The organism is Melioribacteraceae bacterium (assembly GCA_030584085.1).
GTDB lineage: Bacteria > Bacteroidota > Ignavibacteria > Ignavibacteriales > Melioribacteraceae > SURF-28.
Genome location: CP129490.1, coordinates 449,547 through 468,550 on the forward strand (window position 1 = coordinate 449,547; position 19,004 = coordinate 468,550).

A 19,004-nucleotide genomic window follows, 5' to 3' on the forward strand; every position below is an offset into this window, starting at 1 on the left:
ATGCCAATTGAAGTAGCAATATGGGATATAACAAAAGGGAAAATTGAGAAAGTTGATTACACATCAATCGATTCTGAAAAGAAGTTGGAGGAAATAATTTTAAAAGATATTTCAATTATATCCGATGACTTAATGCTTATCGGCAACCAGGTAATAACAAGTTTTGGAAAACAGATTGATATGCTTGCTGTTAACATGGAAGGAAAAATAACCGTACTTGAGTTAAAGAAAAATAAAACTCCAAGGGATGTTGTTGCTCAGACTTTAGATTATGCGAGCTGGGTTCAAAATTTATCATATAAAGAGATCGTTGAAATATATAAAGAGAAGAATAAGGGAAAAGACTTTGAAACGGACTTCAATGAAAAGTTTGATGTTGAACCTCCGGAAGAATTAAATCAAGAGCACGATATTATTATAATTTCTTCTGAATTAGATAACGAAACTGAAAGAATTATTAATTATTTATCTGATAATTATAATGTGCCGATAAACGCGGTATTCTTTAGATACTTTCATCAAGAGGGGAAAGAATTCATAAGCAGAAGCTGGTTGATAGACCCCAATGAAGTAATTGAGAAAGTAAGTAAAACCAAGATGAAGAGTAAAAGTGAATCTTGGAACGGAAAAGATTTCGTTGCTAATGTCGATGCACATGAAGAAATATCTTCTTGGCCGGATTGTATTAAGTATGGTTTCATTTCGGCAGGCGGTGGAAGGTGGTACAGCAGAACACTTTTCCCGCTTTTCCCGGGTGCAAGGGTGTTTGCTTATATACCTGGTAAAGGTTATGTAGGTGTTGGAACCGTTAAAGAAAAAGCGACTCAAGCGAATAAATTTACTGTAACTTATGATGGAAAGGAAACATCGATTTTAGATGTTCCTCTTACGGATGAGGGATTAAAGAATTTCGCGGATGATGAAGAAAAAGCAGAGTATTTTGTTAGAGTAGAATGGGAAAAAACAGTGCCTGAATCCGAAGCTTACAAAGAGAAAGGAATGCGAGCAAATCAAAACAGTGCATTTAAATTGAAAAGTGAATTCACTCTTGAAAAGTTAATTAAGTTTTTTGGGTTGGATGAGTAAAAACAAATAGTTGAGTAAATGATCCATTCACTATGACCTTTAATCGACCGATAACAAAGATAGAGTATCTGATAAGACAGAATTTGATACTGAAAAATCTTGCATTTAAACTAAAGGATAATTAAGTTCAAAGCTAAATCACTCAATTTAATTGAGGGTGGCGTTTGAGGACGTTTAACAGCGACGATATACAATTCAAAAATTCAATTCTATTTCCACAACTCATTTCACTTTCAAACAGACCAAGTAAGTTATTTAAAATAAGCGTTAACGACTGTAACATAATCAATATCGAATTGATTCCCGGTTCACGTTCAATGTTGAAAAATTGTGTCGTTGATATTAAAGAAGATTGTAAATATCAAAATGTACCTTTCTTTTTTAAGCAGTGGGGCGGTGTAAATAAAAAGAAAGCGGGGCGTGTTTTGCAAGGGAGAACTTGGGATGAGATGCCGGAGTTTAAACAAGCAGTTTAGGAATTGGAGATATAAAATGAAAAGGAAAAGATTAGCGAATAGATACACAATTAGCAAACTCCCACTTGACCAGCAAAACAATGATGTTTTTGATGTTGGGTGGGTTTGGGAGATTTGAGAAAAAAGTAAATAGATAAATTTTTTTATTAATAGAAAAAGAAACAGGAGGAAAGAATGGCAAGTAGAATTTTTATCAGTTTTGCTATGGAAGATGTAAAGCTAAGAGATTTTTTAGTTGGTCAAGCAAAGAACGAAAAATCACCCTTTGAATTTGTTGATATGTCAGTAAAGAAACCATGGGAGGACTCGTGGAAAACAAGGTGTCGAACAAAAATTAAAGGATGTGACGGAGTAATAATTATTGTCACTAAAAACACAAAAAATGCTAGTGGTCAGCTTTGGGAAATAAAATGCACAAAAGAAGAAAAAGTTCCCAGGCGAGGAATATGGGGATATAGCGATGATAAACCAAGTACTTTACCCGATGAATTAGACGGTGTTAGAATTGTCAATTGGACTTGGGACAATATTAAATCATTTCTTGATTCGTTAGATTAATTAGTATGAGGTTATTAAGATGAGAAAAGCATTAATAGTTGGTATTAATGATTATCCAGCTGCACCGTTGAGAGGGTGCTTGAAGGATGCCAATGCAATTTCAAATGTACTTGAAACACATGGTGATGGTTCGCCAAATTTTTCAGTGAAATTATTAACATCACCTAGTGATACTATAAAACGAACTGATTTAAGAAAGGCGATTGAGGAATTGTTTTTGGGTGACTCTAATATTGCTTTGTTTTATTTCTCTGGACATGGATTTATAAAAAGTACTGGCGGGTATATTGTTACAACCGACTTCGAGAAGTATGATGAAGGTATTTCTATGGATGATATTCTTAAGTTAGCTAATGATTCGAAAGTAAAGGAAAAAATTCTAATATTGGATTGTTGTTATTCAGGTGCTTTTGGGTCACCTTCTTTAACTTCTGGTGCATTCGCTCATCTATCAGAGGGGTTAACAGTTTTGACCGCAAGTCGTGAAAATGAATCAGCATTGGAAATTAATGGAAGTGGTATCTTCACTTTATTAGTGGTGGATGCATTAAAAGGTGGGGCCGCCGATTTAAGGGGAAGTATTTCGCCTGGTAGCATTTATTCGTATGTTGATCAAGCGCTGGGACCCTGGGACCAACGACCAATATTTAAAACGAATGTATCGCGGTTTACATCTTTAAGAAATATTACACCTCCAGTTCCTTTAGCAATACTCAGAAAAATATGTGAATACTTTCAAAATCCTCAAGATGAATATCAACTCGATCCGTCTTATGAATTTACGTCGCCAAATAAAAACGATGAACATGTGACGATATTTAAGGATTTACAAAAATTCGAAAGAGTGGGTTTAGTAATCCCAGTTGGCGAGGAGCATATGTATTATGCATCAATGAATTCAAAATCTTGTAGACTAACGGCTTTGGGTTTTCATTACTGGAGATTGGTAAATGAGAAAAAAATATGATTTATAGAGGTAAAACTAGTGATAAATAATGGATAAAAATTGAGGAGAAAATTTAACTTTATTTAGGCAAACATTATTAAGAGCTTTTGGGAAAGTAGATCTTAATGATAAATTAAACAAGGGGTGGTAATAATAAGAAGAAAGCCGGACGCATTTTGCTCGGTAGGACTTGGGATGAGATGGCGGAGTTTAAACAAGCAGTTTAGAAATTTGGAGATTTATAAAATGAAAAAGTTAATAACTACATCGGTAATATTATTTCTTTTCCAAATACCATTTGGGGGATGTGGTGAAAAACCCAAAGAAAACATTAAGATTGGAGTCAGTCTACCGCTTTCGGGAGAGTTGGCCAATTTTGGAAAAACAGTTTTAAATGGGGTTGAGCTAGCAGTGAAACAAAGTGGATTAGAAAACATTGAGCTGATAATTGAAGATTCGAAGGGAGATCCAAAATCAGCTGTAAGTATAATTAATAAATTAACGGATATAGATAAGGTTAAGTTTATTATAGGTGATTTAACAAGCGGTGCTACTTTAGCCATGGCACCAATAGTACAAAAAAAGAAGGTTTTGCTCATCTCGCCGACGGCATCAAATCCTAAATTATCTGATGCAGGCAGATATTTTTATAGAGTCTGGCCATCTGATAATTATGATGGAGAAATAGCAGCCAAATATAGTTTTACAAATATGAAGATTAATAGAGCGGCAATTGTTTATATAAACAATGATTATGGTCAAGGGCTTGCTGATATTTATGAAAAAACATTTATCGAACTGGGCGGAAAGATTCTATTAAAAGAGTCATACGCTCAAGAACAGACGGATTTTAGAACACTTATTCAGGTATTGAAAGGGTTTAATCCTGAGCTTGTTTATATTCCGGGTCATCCATATGGTATTGGAACTTTTCTAAAACAAGCTTACGAGCTTGGGTTAAATTGTCGGAAGTTTTCAAATGTTGCTGCAGAAGATAAAGAATTTTTAAATATTGCTAGCAGCTTAGCTAAGGGATTATTTTTTGTTACACCTGCCTTCGATATAAACTCTAATAAACCACATATAGAAAAGTTTTTAAATGAATATGAAAAAAAATATAATAACATTCCAGATATACATGCAGTAAAAGGTTTTGAAGCGATGTTTGTATTAATAAAGGGATTTGAGAACGAAAAAAGAACTCCGGATACTATGATAAACTTCTTATTAAAGAACAAATTTGATTCAATATCAGGAACCTTCTCATTTAATAAACATGGAGATGTTATTTCTGATATGGCAGTAAAAAAATATAATGAGAATCTTAAGATCGAAGTAGTTGAAATTGTTGGTAAATAAAAATTGGAGACCAATAAATGACGGATTTTAGACTATACCCGGAGTATGTAAATCTAGAAAACACATCAAAAAAACTAAGCGAAGTGTTCAGTAAATTACGTCAGGGAAAACCTCTTCAAAACAAATATCTGTACTTAGATTCTAGCGGGGCCAACAATTGGTCGAATGTAGAGGGAACTTTAGGGTTATCACAAAATGAAGAAAATTTATTAGAGCAACATTATGAAGAAATAGATAATACCATTCGTGAATTAAGTAATTGTAAATCTTATGATATCATAAGTTTGGGTTGTGGAACGGGCACTGATGATAAAACAATAATTAATACCATTTATGGTAAAATGGAAAACCAGTTTTCTATTTCAACAATTGACTTATCTTTAGACTTATTGCACAAAGGTACTTATAATATTTACAAAGAGATCTTGGGTAAATACATTAAGTCAAAAGTTGATATTTTAGGAATTTGCTGTGATTTCGAAAATCTTGAAAATGCTAAAAGTTATCTTGAAACTCGTGAAAGGAATGAAACAAGGTTGTATCATTTACTAGGCCTGACGATTGGTAACAACAAAGAACTATGGCTTTTAAAGAAAATTCATGATAGAATGAAGAATGGAGATTATTTGCTTTTAGGTGTTGATCTAAGCGCTGACGATACAAAAGCATTAGCAAATTCTGAAGCGGCATATAATGTGGGCAATGCGTCAACATATGTTGATGAGTTTTTATTAGGCCCGTTAAATTTTTCTACAAGTTTTCATGTCAATAGAAAATATAAAGATCCGTTTCTGCATACAAAAATTAAATATTCTATTGAGCAGTGCGACGAGATCGATTACTTAATTAATGGCTTTAAACCAATTCTTTTAAAGTCTAGATACTCAGATAATACAGATTATAGTAATAAAAATAATTCAAAAGATAGTAATAAATTCAGCGATATAAAAAACACAGTTACATTCACAAGATATTATAAATTTGGCCCTGCCCAAATATTATGTGATTATAGCAATAAATATAAAGCTGATTCTTTTATTGAGTTCATCAACAATCTTTTTGGAAATAACGTTTTCTTAAAGCCTGTTACTGGAATAACAAAATTTGGATTAAGGGAGGATTTGTTGGGAAAACATGAGCCGTATCAATATCTTGTATTACTTCGGAAAGTTGATCCTAAACAAAGTATTGAAGAAGTTGATAGTTTAGTTAAAGAAGTTAATAATTTTTTAAATTACTTTGAAAACTCAAAAATAGACATTGATTTATTAAATCAACTTAAAGATAATCATATATATGATTATCTAGAAAAACCGGATGTCATCTTGCTTAGAAATGCAATATTTAGTCTGGATAGAATGAATTATGAGAAATTGGCTCCTCCATCGAAGCAAAGCTATAATGACAAGGAAGTTTATCAAAGCTTTTGTAATAATTTAATATCCTTTGTAAATACAAACATAGTGAGAGAAAAGTGAATAAAAATTTTTTTAACAATATAATTCTTAGTGCAATATCTGCAGTATTATTATCCATATTATCAAATATAATAATTTCAATAGACTTTAAAATTTATACTCTTTTGGCAGGAATTTGTTTAACAATTTCAATTGTGAGTTTGGTTTTATACACAAAAACAAAATTTGTGAAGGAAGATGAGGCAAAGCTAATTATTGAAAAAGAGGTAAATCCAAGTAGAAAAAGAATAGATGAAATCTACCGAAATAAATTTTCTCAGGTTAAAGTTCAAGCTAGAATATATGGTGTTCTGGTAATTTTATTCCTTTTATTATCTATTTTGTTAATTGCTTATCAAAACCATGTCAATAACTCACAAATGAGCTGTGACTTGAAAATCATAAACAGCATGATCAAAACTTTTCATCAAATAAACTTAGATAATCATTTGTAGATTTAATAAATTATTTCTTTTTGAATTAATTTTTGTCCTTTATGAGATTATTTGGTTTCAAAGTATAATACATAGAATAAAAATTCTTTTTTCGTATCGTGGAATGGGTGATTTAATGACAACCAAAACGTTCATAAGCATTTTTGATGTTTTCAAATAGTTAACTAATCCTTTCAGTTAGTTTTGTTTTTATCTACAGAATGATAAACTTTTCTACCTCCCCCACAATAAAAAATAACTTCGAGCACTAAGCAATTGGTCGTTGTGATAAACAAAACCAATGACTAAATGCCTTTAACCAGAAACTAGGAGTTAGAACCCAGCAACCAGAACACACTTGATTCTAGCAAGCGTAATTACTATTTTATTGTGGTTCTATATTAAAAATGTGAGTTATAAAGTCACATATCAAATATGAAAAAGCACGTTTCATACAGATCATCGGAGCTTCTTGATACGTTGCTGCAAAACGGGAAGGAGTTCTTTACACTTAAGGAAGCACAGGGAATTTTAAAATACAGCGATCCCGCGGCTGTCCGGAGATTGTTAAGCGACATGACAAAGCGGGGGTTAATACTAAGAATCAAAGACGGTCTGTATTCTATAATTCCTTATGAAAAAAATGCGAACATATATTTTCCCAACTGGCATCTTACCGCAGAAGCAATCGTACAACCACAAAAATATTACATTGGCTTTTACAGTGCGTTGGATATACATGGATTAATTACACAGCCCTCTTTACTTGAACAGGTTGTTACGGAAAAGCAGATTATTCCAAAATACAGAAGAGTAAAAAAAGTAAAGTTTGAGTTTATCACCCTGGGGAATCGCTTCTTTGGTTATAAAAAAACATGGATAGACGATTTTAACAAAGTTTATTGCAGCGACTTAGAAAAAACAATTTTAGATTGTCTTTATATGCCGGGCAAGGCAAACGGTATTACGGAAATTGTTAAAGCAATTTACAGAAGCGTAGGTAAAATAAATCATGAAACATTGTCGGCGTACTTAAGTAAGTTTAATTCCCTTGCTGTTTATAAACGGCTGGGATTCATTTTACAAAACTTAGACAAACAGAAAGATTTAAGAAAAGAAATGAGAAAACAAATAAGCGGTTCTTATACACCATTGGACCCGTCGCTACCGAAGGAAGGTAAATATAATTCGGAGTGGAAAGTAATTGATAATGTCGGAATTGAATCAGCATTAAAATCCGTTGGAACTTAATCATGATAAAACCGGGAGAAATACAACAAACAGCAAACAAGCTCGGGTTAAGAGATACCCAGATTGAAAAAGATTATGTAATCGGCTGGGTCTTAAAAGGAATATCCGAAAACAAATATTTAAAGGAAAGATTGATCTTTAAAGGCGGTACAGCATTACGTAAAATCTACTTTCATGATTACCGTTTGTCGGAAGACCTGGATTTTACTTTTGCCGGTGATGATTTCGATAGAGATAAAATAAAAGAACATTTCGAAGAACTTTTAGAGTTTCTAAAAGAAGAGGCAAGAATTAACATTAATATCCAGGATGAGACAGTACATGCAACCGGTAATTATAATTTCTATCTCGGTTATACCGGTCCGTTGGGAGGAAGCGGAGCAAATAAGAATATAAAGGTGGATATTGCAAAAGATGAAAAACTATGTGATGATCCGGCTGAGCACAATGTTTACAATGAGTACTCTGATTTGAATGAAGACTTTAGTATTTTATGTTACACGTTGAATGAAATAGCAGCTGAGAAGATGAGATCGCTTATGCAAAGAACAGTGCCTAGAGATCTGTATGACATCTGGTACTTGCTTGAGGTGGAACAAAAAGATATTGAGGATTACGTTTTTAACTTTAGAGAAAAGACAGAATATAAGAACTTAAATCCGGATGATTTTATTGAAACACTTGATAGAAAAGAGGATGTATTTAATCAGCACTGGGAAAATAATTTAGCAAACCAGGTAAGTGAAGTCCCCGATTTTGATGAAGTTTGGAGACAATTAAAAAAGCACTGGAAAAAATTATAAATGACCGGACAGATAATCGTCAACATTTTAATATCAGGCAGTATCTTTCTGCTTATCGCATTAAGCTTTTCTCTAATATATGAAGTAACCCGTTTTTTCCACTTCGCGCACGCAGTAGTATTCACCTCCGGTGCGTACTTTGCTTTTCTTTTTCACATACTTTTCGGCTTGCCTTTGTTTATATCAATTCCGTTAGCTGTTGCGGCGGCAAGTTTGGTTGGCTGCATGATGGAAGTGTTGGTTTATAAACCATTGCGTAAACGGGGAGCAACAAATATTATATTGCTGCTTGCAAGCCTGGGATTATACATTGTTCTACAAAATTTAATCTCAATGATATTTGGTGACGACACAAAATCAATCCGTACCTGGCCGGTGGTTGCCGGGCGCGAGGTGCTGGGTGCGAGGATAACGGATGTGCAGATTATTATAGTTGCTAGTTCCTTGTTGCTGGTTTTACTGGTTGCTGGGTTCTTGTCGTGGGCGAAGACAGGGAAGGCGATGAGGGCGGTGGCGAATAATAAAGAGCTTGCGGATATATCCGGTATTAACAGCGACAAAATAATTTTAATAAGTTTTGCAATAGGTTCCGTAATTGCAGGTATTGCCGGAATACTTGTCGCATTAGATGTTGATATGACTCCAACTATGGGAATGAATGCATTAATGATGGGCGTAGTTGCAATGATAGTCGGCGGTGTAGGTTCAATTTGGGGAATTTCACTCGGTGCGTTGCTGCTTGCTCTTGCTCAGAATCTCGGAGTATGGTACATCAGCTCTCAATGGCAGGATGCAATTGCGTTTGCGATACTGCTCATCTTTTTACTCTTTAAGCCGGAGGGGTTTTTTGGTAAAAAGGTTAGGAAGGCGGAGGTATAGCTAAATTGGAATACTTACTTCACATATTAATCTTAATCGGCATTTATTCAATCCTGTCGATATCGTTGAACCTGCTGGTGGGTTATACGGGAATATTATCTATTGCTCATGCGGCGTTTTATGGAGTGGGTGCTTATGTTGCTTCGTTAATGGCTCTAAGGTTGGATTCACCATTCCTTCTTAATTTATTTTTGGCTGTTGCCGGGGCGGGTGTGTTCGGGGCTGTTGTTGGCATTCCTTCTTTAAGAATAAAAGACGATTACTTTGTGATCGCTACTTTCGCATTTCAGATTATCACATTTAGTATATTAAATAACTTGGTGAACTTTACCGGTGGACCGCTTGGTCTGCCGGGTATACCGCAACCGGAAATTTTTGGTTTTGTAATTTCGACTCATATCGAGTTTTTAATATTAACAGGGTTGCTTGCCGTATTTACTTATTGGTTTGCAAATAGAATTGTTAAATCACCTTTCGGAAGAATGTTGAAGGCAATACGTGAAGATGAAGTCTTTGCGGAAGCGGCTGGTAAGCATGTAGTTGAGGCGAAGGTAAAAATATTTATGGTCGGAGCAGCATTAGCTTCAATAGCTGGGGTAATTTACGCAACCTATATTACATACATTGATCCGACTTCTTTTACGATAATGGAATCGATATTTATTATATCGATAGTGATAATCGGCGGTGCTGCTAATTTAAGAGGATCGATTGTAGGTGCAATAGTTTTAGTTGCATTGCCTGAACTGCTGAGGTTTGTCGGCTTGCCGAATTCGGTTGCCGCAAACATTAGACAAATGTTATACGGCGGACTATTAGTCGTATTTATGTTATGGAGACCGCAGGGATTTATTGGGGAGTATAAGTTAAATGACTAGTCCAGTGCTAAATATTTCGCATCTACAAAAGTCTTTCAATGGTATAACTGCGCTGGATGATTTTTCATGTGAAGTTAGCGAGAATGAGATTCTAGGGGTGATTGGTCCGAACGGAGCGGGTAAATCTACTTTGTTTAATGTTGTAACCGGTTTTTTAAAACCCGAGAGCGGCAAGGTTAAATTTGATAACAAAGAATTATTGAGTTTACAATCACACACAATTGTAAATCATGGTATATCAAGAACATTTCAAGATCTTCGATTAATTAGACAGTTAACAGTTTTGGATAATTTGCTTCTTTCTTTTCAAAACAATATCGGAGAAAACTTATTTAATGTATTCAGTACACCAACAAAAATAAATTCTATTGAAAGGGAAAATGTAAAACGAGCATTGGAATTATTGGAATATGCGGGTATTGTAGAGAAGAACAATGACTTAGCGGGTAGTTTATCTTATGGACAGCAAAAATTATTGAGCGTAATGTGTTGCCTTGCCGCTGATCCGAAATTATTATTACTCGATGAGCCTATAGCTGGAGTTAACCCGGAGATGCGTAATAAGATTTTAAAAATTATTTCTGATCTACCAAAAAAAGGAAAGTCGGTTATTTTAATTGATCACGATATGGATTTTATCAGAGGAATTTGTAACAGAATAATTTTTATGGATGCGGGAAAGAAAATTAGTGAAGGAACACCGGAGGAAGTCTTAAACGACCCCAAAGTAATAGAAGCTTACTTAGAATAATTCATGCTAACGATTGAAAAACTAAATACCGGATATGGAAAGAAGCAGATTGTTTACGATGCTTCAATGAATGTTAATTCAGGTGAAATTGTTTCTATAATCGGTCCGAATGGAGCGGGGAAGTCGACGATTCTAAAAGCAGTTGCGGGAATAATTAAAACTTGGTCGGGTTCTATTAAGTTGGACGGAAAAGAGATTTCAAACAACAGCACTCATAAAAATATTTTAGCCGGTTTAACATACTCACCGCAGGGCAACATTGTTTTCGATGAATTAAAAGTGATGGAAAATCTTGAATTAGGCGGTTTTCATTTGGATAAGAAGAAATTACGAGAGCGAATCGATTTGGTACTTGAAATATATCCTATTTTGAAAAAGAGATTAAATCAAATTGCCGGAACATTAAGTGGAGGTGAGCAGCAGATGCTTGCACTTTCCAGAGCATTGATACCGGAACCGAAATTGCTTTTGTTAGATGAACCTTCACTTGGTTTAGCACCGAATTTAGTTGAAGAGATTTTCAGCAAGCTTAAAGAGATCAATAAGCAACTCTCCCTTCCGATGTTTATCGTCGAGCAGAAAGTAAAAGAGATACTAATAATAAGCGATAAAGTTTATTCAGTTAAGCTGGGTAAAATAGCGTTTGACGGGAATCCTTCTGAACTTATAGAGGATAAAGAAAAGTTAAAAAATCTCTTTCTGTAATTAACTCTTAACTTTTATCTAAATACTTTTAGGGAAATTAATAAGATAAATCAGAATTGCTTTTTTGCTAAAATTTGAAACCAGTTCTTAAAGCTCAACCATCTCAAAATTAATAAACACAAATAAATGAATCACTCAATAAGAGTATTTGCCGTTCTGGATGACGGCAGCATAAAAAAACTCGCAAAAAATAAATTTTATAATCTGAACCGTAATGAAAAGGAAGCGACTTTCCCGGAATTTAGTAACCGTAAGGTGAGAATTGCTGAGTTTATAGTAGAATTAGAAAACCGAAAACCAATTAGAATAATAAGAGAATTCTATAATATTTATTTCTTTGATGACGAAGATAGAATTGATGATGAAGGATTACGAGTTCAATTAGATTTGTTGGCGAAAACATTTTTTAAGGAAGATGATGATAAGATTTCGATAAAAGGCAATGTTATCGATGCGACAAATATCTTTTTAGAAAGGCGAATCGAAACACAGTATAAATGGCATCCGGATGAGAGTATGAAAAACATGTTATATGAAAAAGTATTTAGGTAGTGTCAGTATAAGAGAGACTCAAAATTAACCGGTTAGAAAGGATAGCTTAAAGAAGTTATATAAAATTTCTTTGGAGAATATATGAATGTAATATCAGCAGAAGATGTGCTGGAACTAATGAAGAGTGATTCATTGCTAACTAGGTATATAGACACTTCGGTTCCGATACCCAGTAATTTTAGAGGTTCAGGAGAAATAAAGATTATCCTTTTAGGTCAAGATCCTACAGTTCAAAGAGCTGAAAGTAGAAAAGGTGTTAAGACAGTATTAAATCTTGATAAAAACGGTTCGATGAAAAATTATGTTGTAAAAATCTGTGATGCACTAGGTATAAAGCTGGATGAAAATGTTTTTGCAACAAACTTAGCAAAAAACTTTTTCGCATCTCCTCCTACATCTATTAAAGAGGTTGATGTTCTGAGGGAGTCAAAAAAATATTGGCTTCCGTTATTACAAAGTGAGATTAAAGAATTCCCAAAAGCAAAAATAATTTGTTTGGGTGAGCCAGTATTAAATGTATTAGTAAAAGAAAACTTTGTTAAGCGAGTAAGATTCTATTGGGATTATACTCAGGACTGGCAAGCAAGAAGTGAGTTCAATTTCAAACGAATTGAAGAATATCAAAATGATCTGGATAGAGTAATTTATCCGCTACCTCATCAACCTTCTCTGAGAAAAAAGTTTTACATAGAAAAGTTGGACGACTATTTAAAATTTATTGCTGAGAAATAGATTGCGAAATTTACTATGGCTGTACTCACGAAACCCTTATGAATACTAAAGTCTATGAGTCTTTGATCTACTTTGTAACTAACTAGATAAACTGATTGCATTTGTATTAAACTCATTTACTTTATAAATTATGCTGAAAGTTGACTACTAGTCTACTTTTGAGTATAATTATAAAGTAAAATTTATAAATACTTTGTAATCTGCTGTGAAAGTAGACTATGAGTACCATTTAAATGGATAAAATAAATCAATTATTGAGAGAGTGGGAAAGAGGAACTATAAAGTTATCTTCTCATTTGCGAGGAATGGGGTATCAGAAAGACCTTCTCAAAAAATATAAAGAAAGTAATTGGCTGGAATCTTTGGGGTACGGGGCATACAAATTATCCGGAGATCAGGTTGGATGGTATAGCGGAATAGAGGCTTTGCAAAATCAAAAGTCCAGTAATATACATCCGGGAGGTAAAAGTGCACTTGAATTAAAAGGCTATGCTCATTACATCAGACATGGCGAACAAAGTATAAGAATATTTGGAAACCACAAAGAAAACTTACCAGCATGGTTTAAAAATCAAGAGTGGAGCAAATCTATAACATTTACTCAAACTAAGTTGTTCGACTATAATGATGGAGAATTATATACAATTGTAACATTGGAAGGAGTTGAGCTTAAAATCTCAATACCTGAAATGGCAGTTATGGAATTGCTATTTGAAATACCTAAGAATCAAACATTTGATGAAGCAGTAAAAATAATGGAAAACTTAATGACCCTAAGACCGAAAAAAGTACAGTACCTGCTTGAGAATTGTAACTCTGTAAAAGTAAAACGAATATTTATGTGGATGGCTGAGAAACTAGATCACAATTGGGTAGTCGACCTTGATATAACAAGAATAGATTTCGGTAAAGGAGATAGAATGATAGTCAGAGACGGAACATTTAATAAAAAGTATGGAATCACTGTGCCGCGAGAATATAAAAGTTGGTAGTCAGTTAATAGTCACTATGAATTTCAAATCATTCATCTTCATTGACCGGATTAACTGTTGCGAAGTCGAAAGTCTTCTCCGCCGAGATTATTTCAAATACAAAAACGGTGAAGTTAAACCTTTTAGATCATTCCCAATTTTATACTGAGTTACTTAAGTGATAAAAATATGCTTACTAATCGAAGTTCAATAATTTTTTTACTTGACAAATCATGTTTCAGAAGTTATATTTGTTAGTGAGCGATAACAAACAATTTTTTTTGGATAGATTATGGCACGTTTAACAACAGAAGAAAGACAAAAAACAATTATTGATGAAGCAATAAATATAATTCATGAGGGGGGATACGAATCTTTATCAATTCGTGAATTAGCCGGTAAAGTTAAGATTAGTGAACCGGCTATTTATCGTCACTTTTTGAATAAAGAAGATATTATATTGGGGATATTATCCCGTATTGGAGAGTTCGATCATAAACTTGAAGCTCACTTAGACAACGGAAAAATAGCAGCAGATAAGTTAAGACGGTTTATCCAGTTTCATTTCGATTTTCTGCAAAAAAATAAAGAAATGACCTCGGTTCTTTTTTCAGAAGATATCTTTAACCAGAGCGACCTTTTGAAACAAAAACTTATGAAAATAATTAAATACCGGAAGAGTTTACTTACATCAATTGTCGATCAAGGAAAAGCCGAGAATAACTTTAAAAGCATTGAAACAGGTGATATAGTTACGATGATTTTAGGATTTATTCGTTTAACAGTTTTGGAATGGCGGCTCGGGGGTTTTGGATTTAATCTCTCGAGTAAAGGTGATAAAATTTTTAGTACAATAACGGAAATGATCGGGAAATAATTTTTTTTGCATTATAAAGTTAGTTAACGTTAACCAATTTAGTGAAGTGATGACTAAAAAAGAAATTCAAAAATATCTAGCAGAAAGGTTTCAAGCTGAAGGTTTTCAAAATATTCCCGTTGACGAGATAGCATCGGAGCTTAAGATTAGTAAAAAAACTATCTATACAGAATTTGAAAACAAATATATGTTAATTGATAACACTATATCGAAGATGCTTAACGAAGCTTATGGTGATGTAATTTATATCGTGGCAAATGAATCTCCATTCATTGAAAAGTTCTATACAATATTTGACATCGTCAAAAAAAATCTAAAGGCCTTTGATGATATTTCGCTTTTAGAGTTGAAACGCTCTTATCCCGAAATCTGGATTAAGGTTGCACGGTTTCGTAAATACAATATCATACCGCTGCTTCGTTTGTTGATAACTAGCGGAATAAAAAAAGGCGTGCTCAACGATTACCCGGCAGAACTTTATCTCAAACTAATCTACGGTGCAATAACCGAAGTTACCAGAAGGAATACTAAACATTTTGAATGCGAACTTGATCAGTTACTGAAGATCGTTCTGAACGGCGCTCTTACCAAGAAAGGAAAGAGATTTTTAAACTATAAGTTAGTTCCACTAAACTAAAACGAGTAAAATATGAAATGCCCTAAAAACAAACACTTAATCGGATCTATAATTGCTCTTGTATTAATTCTAATTATATCCCTGTTTTTCATGGATAGAATGATAGAAAATTCGAGAATGGAAACCGATCTTGATGAATATATGCCGTATGATCATCCCGCATTTGTTTTCAGTGATCAAGCCGAAGAGATATTCGATATTAATGACGGTATATTGATCGCGGTCGAAAATAAAGCAGGAATATATAATCCCTCTACATTAAAGAAAATAAAAGATCTTACTCGCGAACTTCAAAAGATGGAGGAGATTAATAAAGATGATGTTACTTCACTGTATACTGCTGAAAATATTGTCGGAACCGAAGGGAGTCTGGATGTAAAAGATTTTTACGATAAGATTCCTCAAACCGAAGAAGAATTAAAGCAATTGCAATCGGATGTTCGAAGCAATGATATGGTTTTTAAGCGAATTGTATCGGAAAATGAAAAGATAGCGCTCATTGTTGCGGCAATAGATGATGATGTTTTTACAATCGAATTTTATCATGAGGTATTGAATTTAGCGCATTCTTATGAAGGACCCGAAAAGCTACATGTAGCTGGCGTTCCGATAGTTGAAGGAACTCTTGCTTATCTCGCCCCGAAAGATATGATGATAATGGTGCCTATTGTAATAGTTGTTATAATACTTGTGCTTTATTTTGTTATGCGAAGTGTAAGAAATACGATCTTCACCTTACTCGTAGTTCTATTTAGCACAATTTGGGCTTTCGGATTAATGGCGGTTATCGGGATTCCTATTTACTCGGTTTCGACAATGATGCCAGTTATGCTTATTGCAATAGGTGTTGCGGATGGCATCCACCTTTATAGCCATCTTGATCTCTATCTATTTGAGCATCCCGATGCAAATAAGTTAGATGCAGTAAAAGACATGATCAAAGAGATGTGGAAACCGATTGTCATGACTTCCGTTACAACAGCAGTCGGATTTATCTCGCTTTTGACATCCGAAGTCTATCCAATCAAATATTTTGGATTGTTTACTGCATTCGGAGTCATGATGGCAATGGTATTTTCGCTTGTTTTGATTCCTGCTGCAATAATTGTATTCGGATTGCCGAGAAGAAAAGTTCATCATGAAAAATCAAAAGAAGAAAGCGGAAAATTCTCCTATAAGTTTGCCGAGTGGACGGTAAAATTCAAGCTTCTTGTAATTTCGGTTACCGCTTTTATTATAGTTGTCTCGGTAATTGAGATAAATGAAGTTTGGATCAACTCAAGTTTTCTCGACAAGTTTGAAAAAGACAGCGATATAGTTCAAACAGATGCATTTATAAATCAACACTTCGGCGGTACAAATACACTAAATGTGATTCTCGATTCGGATGAACACGATAAATTCAAAGAACCTGAAGTTCAACGGTTAATCGACAAAATGCAGAAAGACGTCGAATCGATTGATGTGGTAGGTAATTCATTTTCATTGGCGGATTACATAAAAAGAATGAACAAAGTAATGAACGCTGATAATGATGCCTATAACACCATACCCGAGTCCCAAAATTTGATTGCTCAATATCTACTTCTTTACGAAATGTCCGGCGACCCGGATAATCTTTGGAAAGTTGTCGACTACGATTACAAAAAGGCAAATGTGAATGTTCAACTAAAGAGTGATAATTCGAAAGAAGTAAACCGCGCAATTGAAAAACTCGATGAGTATAAAGATGATTTCGCAAACTATAATATAAATATTGAATATGCCGGATCGGGTTATAAAGCTCTCGTATTTACCGATCTTATTTTGGAAGGACAGATTAACAGCCTTCTCCTTTCATTGTTAATTATAATTGTACTTCTTTCAATTATGTTCAAGAAAATCTCAATCGGCTTAATCGGGTCCATCCCAATCACTATAACTGCAATCATCAGTTTCGGACTGATGGGAATATTCAACATACCTTTAAGCACAACAACGGCATTAATTTCAAGTATTGCGGTTGGTATAGGAATTGACTACGCGGTTCACTTTATCGAGAGATATAAAATTTACGCGCTCGAATCGGGGGATAAAGAATTAACAATTAAAGAAACGATGCATCATTCCGGAAGAGCAATAAGCTTTAATGCTGTTGTAGTGATAGCAGGTTTCTTAGTCCTATTGTTTTCCGTATTTCCGCCAAACAGATCTCTTGGTGCGTTAGTCTCCCTCAATATGTTTACAAGCTTCATCGGTACAGTTACAATAATGTTCTTAGTTCTTTATAAATCAAACGTGTATTTCAAAAAGAAAAGGAATGCTGATGAGAACAAATAAGAATCAAAATATTATTAGAACTATATGCCGGTTAGTGGTAATGATTTGCTTTATATCGCTTTCGGTAAGCGCTCAGGTTGAAATAAATAAAATTCCGCCTGAAGTATTTTTGGATAAAGAAAACGGCGGAAATATTGATGGATCTTCATGGTTAAGTAAGAGACTAAAAGGAAAAATCAATTTGCTTTTATACGTTGCGCCCGATCAACAGAGCAATGTCCAAAAATTTCTTGAAATGATCGACAAACGGAATTATAGTAAGGATAAATTTCAAGTAACGCTTATACTAAACACCGAAGCAACTTGGATTCCCAATTCAATTATTGAAGGTAAAGTAAGAGGTAAAGCTAAAGAAGATACAACAAAAATTTATGTGCTCGATAAAAATGAAGTAGTATTGAACAAATGGGAGTTGTCCGGAGATAATCCGAATATTCTTCTAATTAGTGATAACGGTGTGGTTGTCTCTCTTTATTCGGATGAATTAAAGGAAGAGGTTGAAAACGAATTACTGAGCAGAATAGAATTACAAATAAATAAAGGAGAATCAAAATGAAACTCACAAAAATAATAATGACATTACTGGTATTTGCCCTTGGAATGACGATACATGCCCAGGAAAATTTAACCGGACAGAAAATCGTCGAAAACGTTTATTACCGTGAAACCGGTGAAGATGCTACATCAGAATTAACTATGACACTGATCAATTCACGCGGTGATGAAAGAGTCCGTGAAATTCAGCAATTCAGCAAAGACTATGGTAAAGAAGAAAAAAGTATAATGTTCTTTCTTTCACCTGCTGATGTGCGAAATACTTCATTCATGAACTGGAGTTATGATGAAGAAGGCAAAGATGATGATCAGTGGATTTATCTCCCTGCGCTTAAAAAAGTTAAGCGAATTTCAAGCGACAGTAAAAGCGATTACTTTATGGGATCAGACTTTACATATGATGATCTCGGAGACCGTCATCCATCAGAAGATACTCATAAACTTATACGTGAGGAAAAACTTAATGGAGAGGAATGCTATGTAATTGAAAGCATTCCAAAAGAAGAAAACTATATGTATTCGAAAACATTTGTATGGGTAAGTAAAGACAAATGGATCGGACTAAAAAAGGAGTTTTATGACGAAGACGGGGATCATCTAAAGAATCTTACCGTCGAAAAGTATGATAAGATTGACGGTTTTTGGACGATACTTCATTCTGAAATGCACAATATTCAAAAAGATCACAAAACTATAATGAAACTAAAAGAGGTAAAACTGAACACCGGCATTGATGATAGCATGTTTACAGAAAGAATGATGAAGCGAGGTATCTAAA

The 19,004-nt window shown here is 34.1% G+C and carries 21 protein-coding genes; all 21 read left to right on the top strand.

The genetic code is table 11. The features are described 5' to 3' along the window. The 21 genes from QY331_02000 to QY331_02100 all read left to right on the top strand — a co-directional run bounded on the left by QY331_02000 (position 1) and on the right by QY331_02100 (position 19,003). Positions 1–1,086, top strand: coding sequence for a hypothetical protein (locus tag QY331_02000; protein ID WKZ70025.1), 1,086 nt, complete (start codon positions 1–3; stop codon positions 1,084–1,086). Between the two features lie 164 nt (positions 1,087–1,250). Next, positions 1,251–1,562, top strand: a complete 312-nt coding sequence (locus tag QY331_02005) for a DUF5131 family protein (GenBank protein ID WKZ70026.1) — start codon at positions 1,251–1,253, stop codon at positions 1,560–1,562. Positions 1,563–1,736: 174 nt separating this feature from the next. Beyond that, the gene (locus QY331_02010; GenBank protein WKZ70027.1) at positions 1,737–2,120 is read left to right on the top strand and encodes a hypothetical protein; all 384 of its coding nucleotides are present in this window, start codon (positions 1,737–1,739) and stop codon (positions 2,118–2,120) included. A gap of 19 nt (positions 2,121–2,139) precedes the next feature. Then, on the top strand, positions 2,140–3,087 hold the full coding sequence (locus QY331_02015) for a caspase family protein (GenBank protein ID WKZ70028.1): 948 nt from the start codon (positions 2,140–2,142) through the stop codon (positions 3,085–3,087). A gap of 225 nt (positions 3,088–3,312) precedes the next feature. Then, the gene (locus QY331_02020; protein ID WKZ70029.1) at positions 3,313–4,425 is read left to right on the top strand and encodes a penicillin-binding protein activator; all 1,113 of its coding nucleotides are present in this window, start codon (positions 3,313–3,315) and stop codon (positions 4,423–4,425) included. Between the two features lie 17 nt (positions 4,426–4,442). Then, positions 4,443–5,903 carry an L-histidine N(alpha)-methyltransferase gene (locus QY331_02025; protein WKZ70030.1) on the top strand — a complete coding sequence of 487 codons (1,461 nt, stop codon included), beginning with the start codon at positions 4,443–4,445 and terminating at the stop codon, positions 5,901–5,903. Further along, entirely contained in the window at positions 5,900–6,337 is a 438-nt protein-coding gene (locus tag QY331_02030; protein WKZ70031.1) for a hypothetical protein, read from the top strand. The genes QY331_02025 and QY331_02030 overlap by 4 nt, the downstream gene beginning before the upstream one ends. 414 nt (positions 6,338–6,751) lie before the next feature. After that, positions 6,752–7,567 (top strand): hypothetical protein, encoded by an 816-nt coding sequence (locus tag QY331_02035; GenBank protein WKZ70032.1) that lies wholly within the window; start codon positions 6,752–6,754, stop codon positions 7,565–7,567. Between the two features lie 2 nt (positions 7,568–7,569). Then, entirely contained in the window at positions 7,570–8,370 is an 801-nt protein-coding gene (locus tag QY331_02040) for a nucleotidyl transferase AbiEii/AbiGii toxin family protein (GenBank protein ID WKZ70033.1), read from the top strand. After that, positions 8,371–9,249, top strand: coding sequence for a branched-chain amino acid ABC transporter permease (locus QY331_02045; protein WKZ70034.1), 879 nt, complete (start codon positions 8,371–8,373; stop codon positions 9,247–9,249). A gap of 5 nt (positions 9,250–9,254) precedes the next feature. Beyond that, on the top strand, positions 9,255–10,127 hold the full coding sequence (locus tag QY331_02050; protein WKZ70035.1) for a branched-chain amino acid ABC transporter permease: 873 nt from the start codon (positions 9,255–9,257) through the stop codon (positions 10,125–10,127). Further along, positions 10,120–10,878 carry an ABC transporter ATP-binding protein gene (locus QY331_02055; GenBank protein WKZ70036.1) on the top strand — a complete coding sequence of 253 codons (759 nt, stop codon included), beginning with the start codon at positions 10,120–10,122 and terminating at the stop codon, positions 10,876–10,878. Before QY331_02050 ends, QY331_02055 begins: the two co-directional genes overlap by 8 nt. A 3-nt stretch (positions 10,879–10,881) precedes the next feature. Beyond that, positions 10,882–11,583 carry an ABC transporter ATP-binding protein gene (locus tag QY331_02060; GenBank protein WKZ70037.1) on the top strand — a complete coding sequence of 234 codons (702 nt, stop codon included), beginning with the start codon at positions 10,882–10,884 and terminating at the stop codon, positions 11,581–11,583. 126 nt (positions 11,584–11,709) lie between these two features. After that, a complete protein-coding gene (locus QY331_02065) occupies positions 11,710–12,135 on the top strand; it encodes a hypothetical protein (protein ID WKZ70038.1) in 426 nt (141 codons plus the stop codon). Positions 12,136–12,216: 81 nt separating this feature from the next. Next, entirely contained in the window at positions 12,217–12,867 is a 651-nt protein-coding gene (locus QY331_02070) for a hypothetical protein (protein ID WKZ70039.1), read from the top strand. 233 nt (positions 12,868–13,100) lie between these two features. Further along, the gene (locus tag QY331_02075) at positions 13,101–13,859 is read left to right on the top strand and encodes a type IV toxin-antitoxin system AbiEi family antitoxin domain-containing protein (GenBank protein WKZ70040.1); all 759 of its coding nucleotides are present in this window, start codon (positions 13,101–13,103) and stop codon (positions 13,857–13,859) included. Positions 13,860–14,130: 271 nt separating this feature from the next. Further along, entirely contained in the window at positions 14,131–14,715 is a 585-nt protein-coding gene (locus QY331_02080) for a TetR/AcrR family transcriptional regulator (protein ID WKZ70041.1), read from the top strand. A 49-nt stretch (positions 14,716–14,764) separates the two neighbouring features. Continuing rightward, the gene (locus QY331_02085; protein WKZ70042.1) at positions 14,765–15,352 is read left to right on the top strand and encodes a TetR/AcrR family transcriptional regulator; all 588 of its coding nucleotides are present in this window, start codon (positions 14,765–14,767) and stop codon (positions 15,350–15,352) included. A 99-nt stretch (positions 15,353–15,451) separates the two neighbouring features. Continuing rightward, entirely contained in the window at positions 15,452–17,671 is a 2,220-nt protein-coding gene (locus tag QY331_02090; GenBank protein ID WKZ70043.1) for an MMPL family transporter, read from the top strand. Further along, a complete protein-coding gene (locus QY331_02095) occupies positions 17,658–18,227 on the top strand; it encodes a YtfJ family protein (GenBank protein ID WKZ70044.1) in 570 nt (189 codons plus the stop codon). Before QY331_02090 ends, QY331_02095 begins: the two co-directional genes overlap by 14 nt. Then, a complete protein-coding gene (locus QY331_02100; protein ID WKZ70045.1) occupies positions 18,224–19,003 on the top strand; it encodes an outer membrane lipoprotein-sorting protein in 780 nt (259 codons plus the stop codon). The genes QY331_02095 and QY331_02100 overlap by 4 nt, the downstream gene beginning before the upstream one ends. Position 19,004: the final 1 nt, after the last annotated feature.

Coding starts and splice junctions, on each gene's coding strand:
- QY331_02000 (WKZ70025.1), top strand. CDS start 1: ATGCCAATTGAAGTAGCAATATGGGATATAACAAAAGGGAAAATTGAG.
- QY331_02010 (WKZ70027.1), top strand. CDS start 1,737: ATGGCAAGTAGAATTTTTATCAGTTTTGCTATGGAAGATGTAAAGCTA.
- QY331_02015 (WKZ70028.1), top strand. CDS start 2,140: ATGAGAAAAGCATTAATAGTTGGTATTAATGATTATCCAGCTGCACCG.
- QY331_02020 (WKZ70029.1), top strand. CDS start 3,313: ATGAAAAAGTTAATAACTACATCGGTAATATTATTTCTTTTCCAAATA.
- QY331_02025 (WKZ70030.1), top strand. CDS start 4,443: ATGACGGATTTTAGACTATACCCGGAGTATGTAAATCTAGAAAACACA.
- QY331_02035 (WKZ70032.1), top strand. CDS start 6,752: ATGAAAAAGCACGTTTCATACAGATCATCGGAGCTTCTTGATACGTTG.
- QY331_02040 (WKZ70033.1), top strand. CDS start 7,570: ATGATAAAACCGGGAGAAATACAACAAACAGCAAACAAGCTCGGGTTA.
- QY331_02045 (WKZ70034.1), top strand. CDS start 8,371: ATGACCGGACAGATAATCGTCAACATTTTAATATCAGGCAGTATCTTT.
- QY331_02055 (WKZ70036.1), top strand. CDS start 10,120: ATGACTAGTCCAGTGCTAAATATTTCGCATCTACAAAAGTCTTTCAAT.
- QY331_02060 (WKZ70037.1), top strand. CDS start 10,882: ATGCTAACGATTGAAAAACTAAATACCGGATATGGAAAGAAGCAGATT.
- QY331_02065 (WKZ70038.1), top strand. CDS start 11,710: ATGAATCACTCAATAAGAGTATTTGCCGTTCTGGATGACGGCAGCATA.
- QY331_02070 (WKZ70039.1), top strand. CDS start 12,217: ATGAATGTAATATCAGCAGAAGATGTGCTGGAACTAATGAAGAGTGAT.
- QY331_02075 (WKZ70040.1), top strand. CDS start 13,101: ATGGATAAAATAAATCAATTATTGAGAGAGTGGGAAAGAGGAACTATA.
- QY331_02080 (WKZ70041.1), top strand. CDS start 14,131: ATGGCACGTTTAACAACAGAAGAAAGACAAAAAACAATTATTGATGAA.
- QY331_02085 (WKZ70042.1), top strand. CDS start 14,765: ATGACTAAAAAAGAAATTCAAAAATATCTAGCAGAAAGGTTTCAAGCT.
- QY331_02090 (WKZ70043.1), top strand. CDS start 15,452: ATGATAGAAAATTCGAGAATGGAAACCGATCTTGATGAATATATGCCG.
- QY331_02095 (WKZ70044.1), top strand. CDS start 17,658: ATGAGAACAAATAAGAATCAAAATATTATTAGAACTATATGCCGGTTA.
- QY331_02100 (WKZ70045.1), top strand. CDS start 18,224: ATGAAACTCACAAAAATAATAATGACATTACTGGTATTTGCCCTTGGA.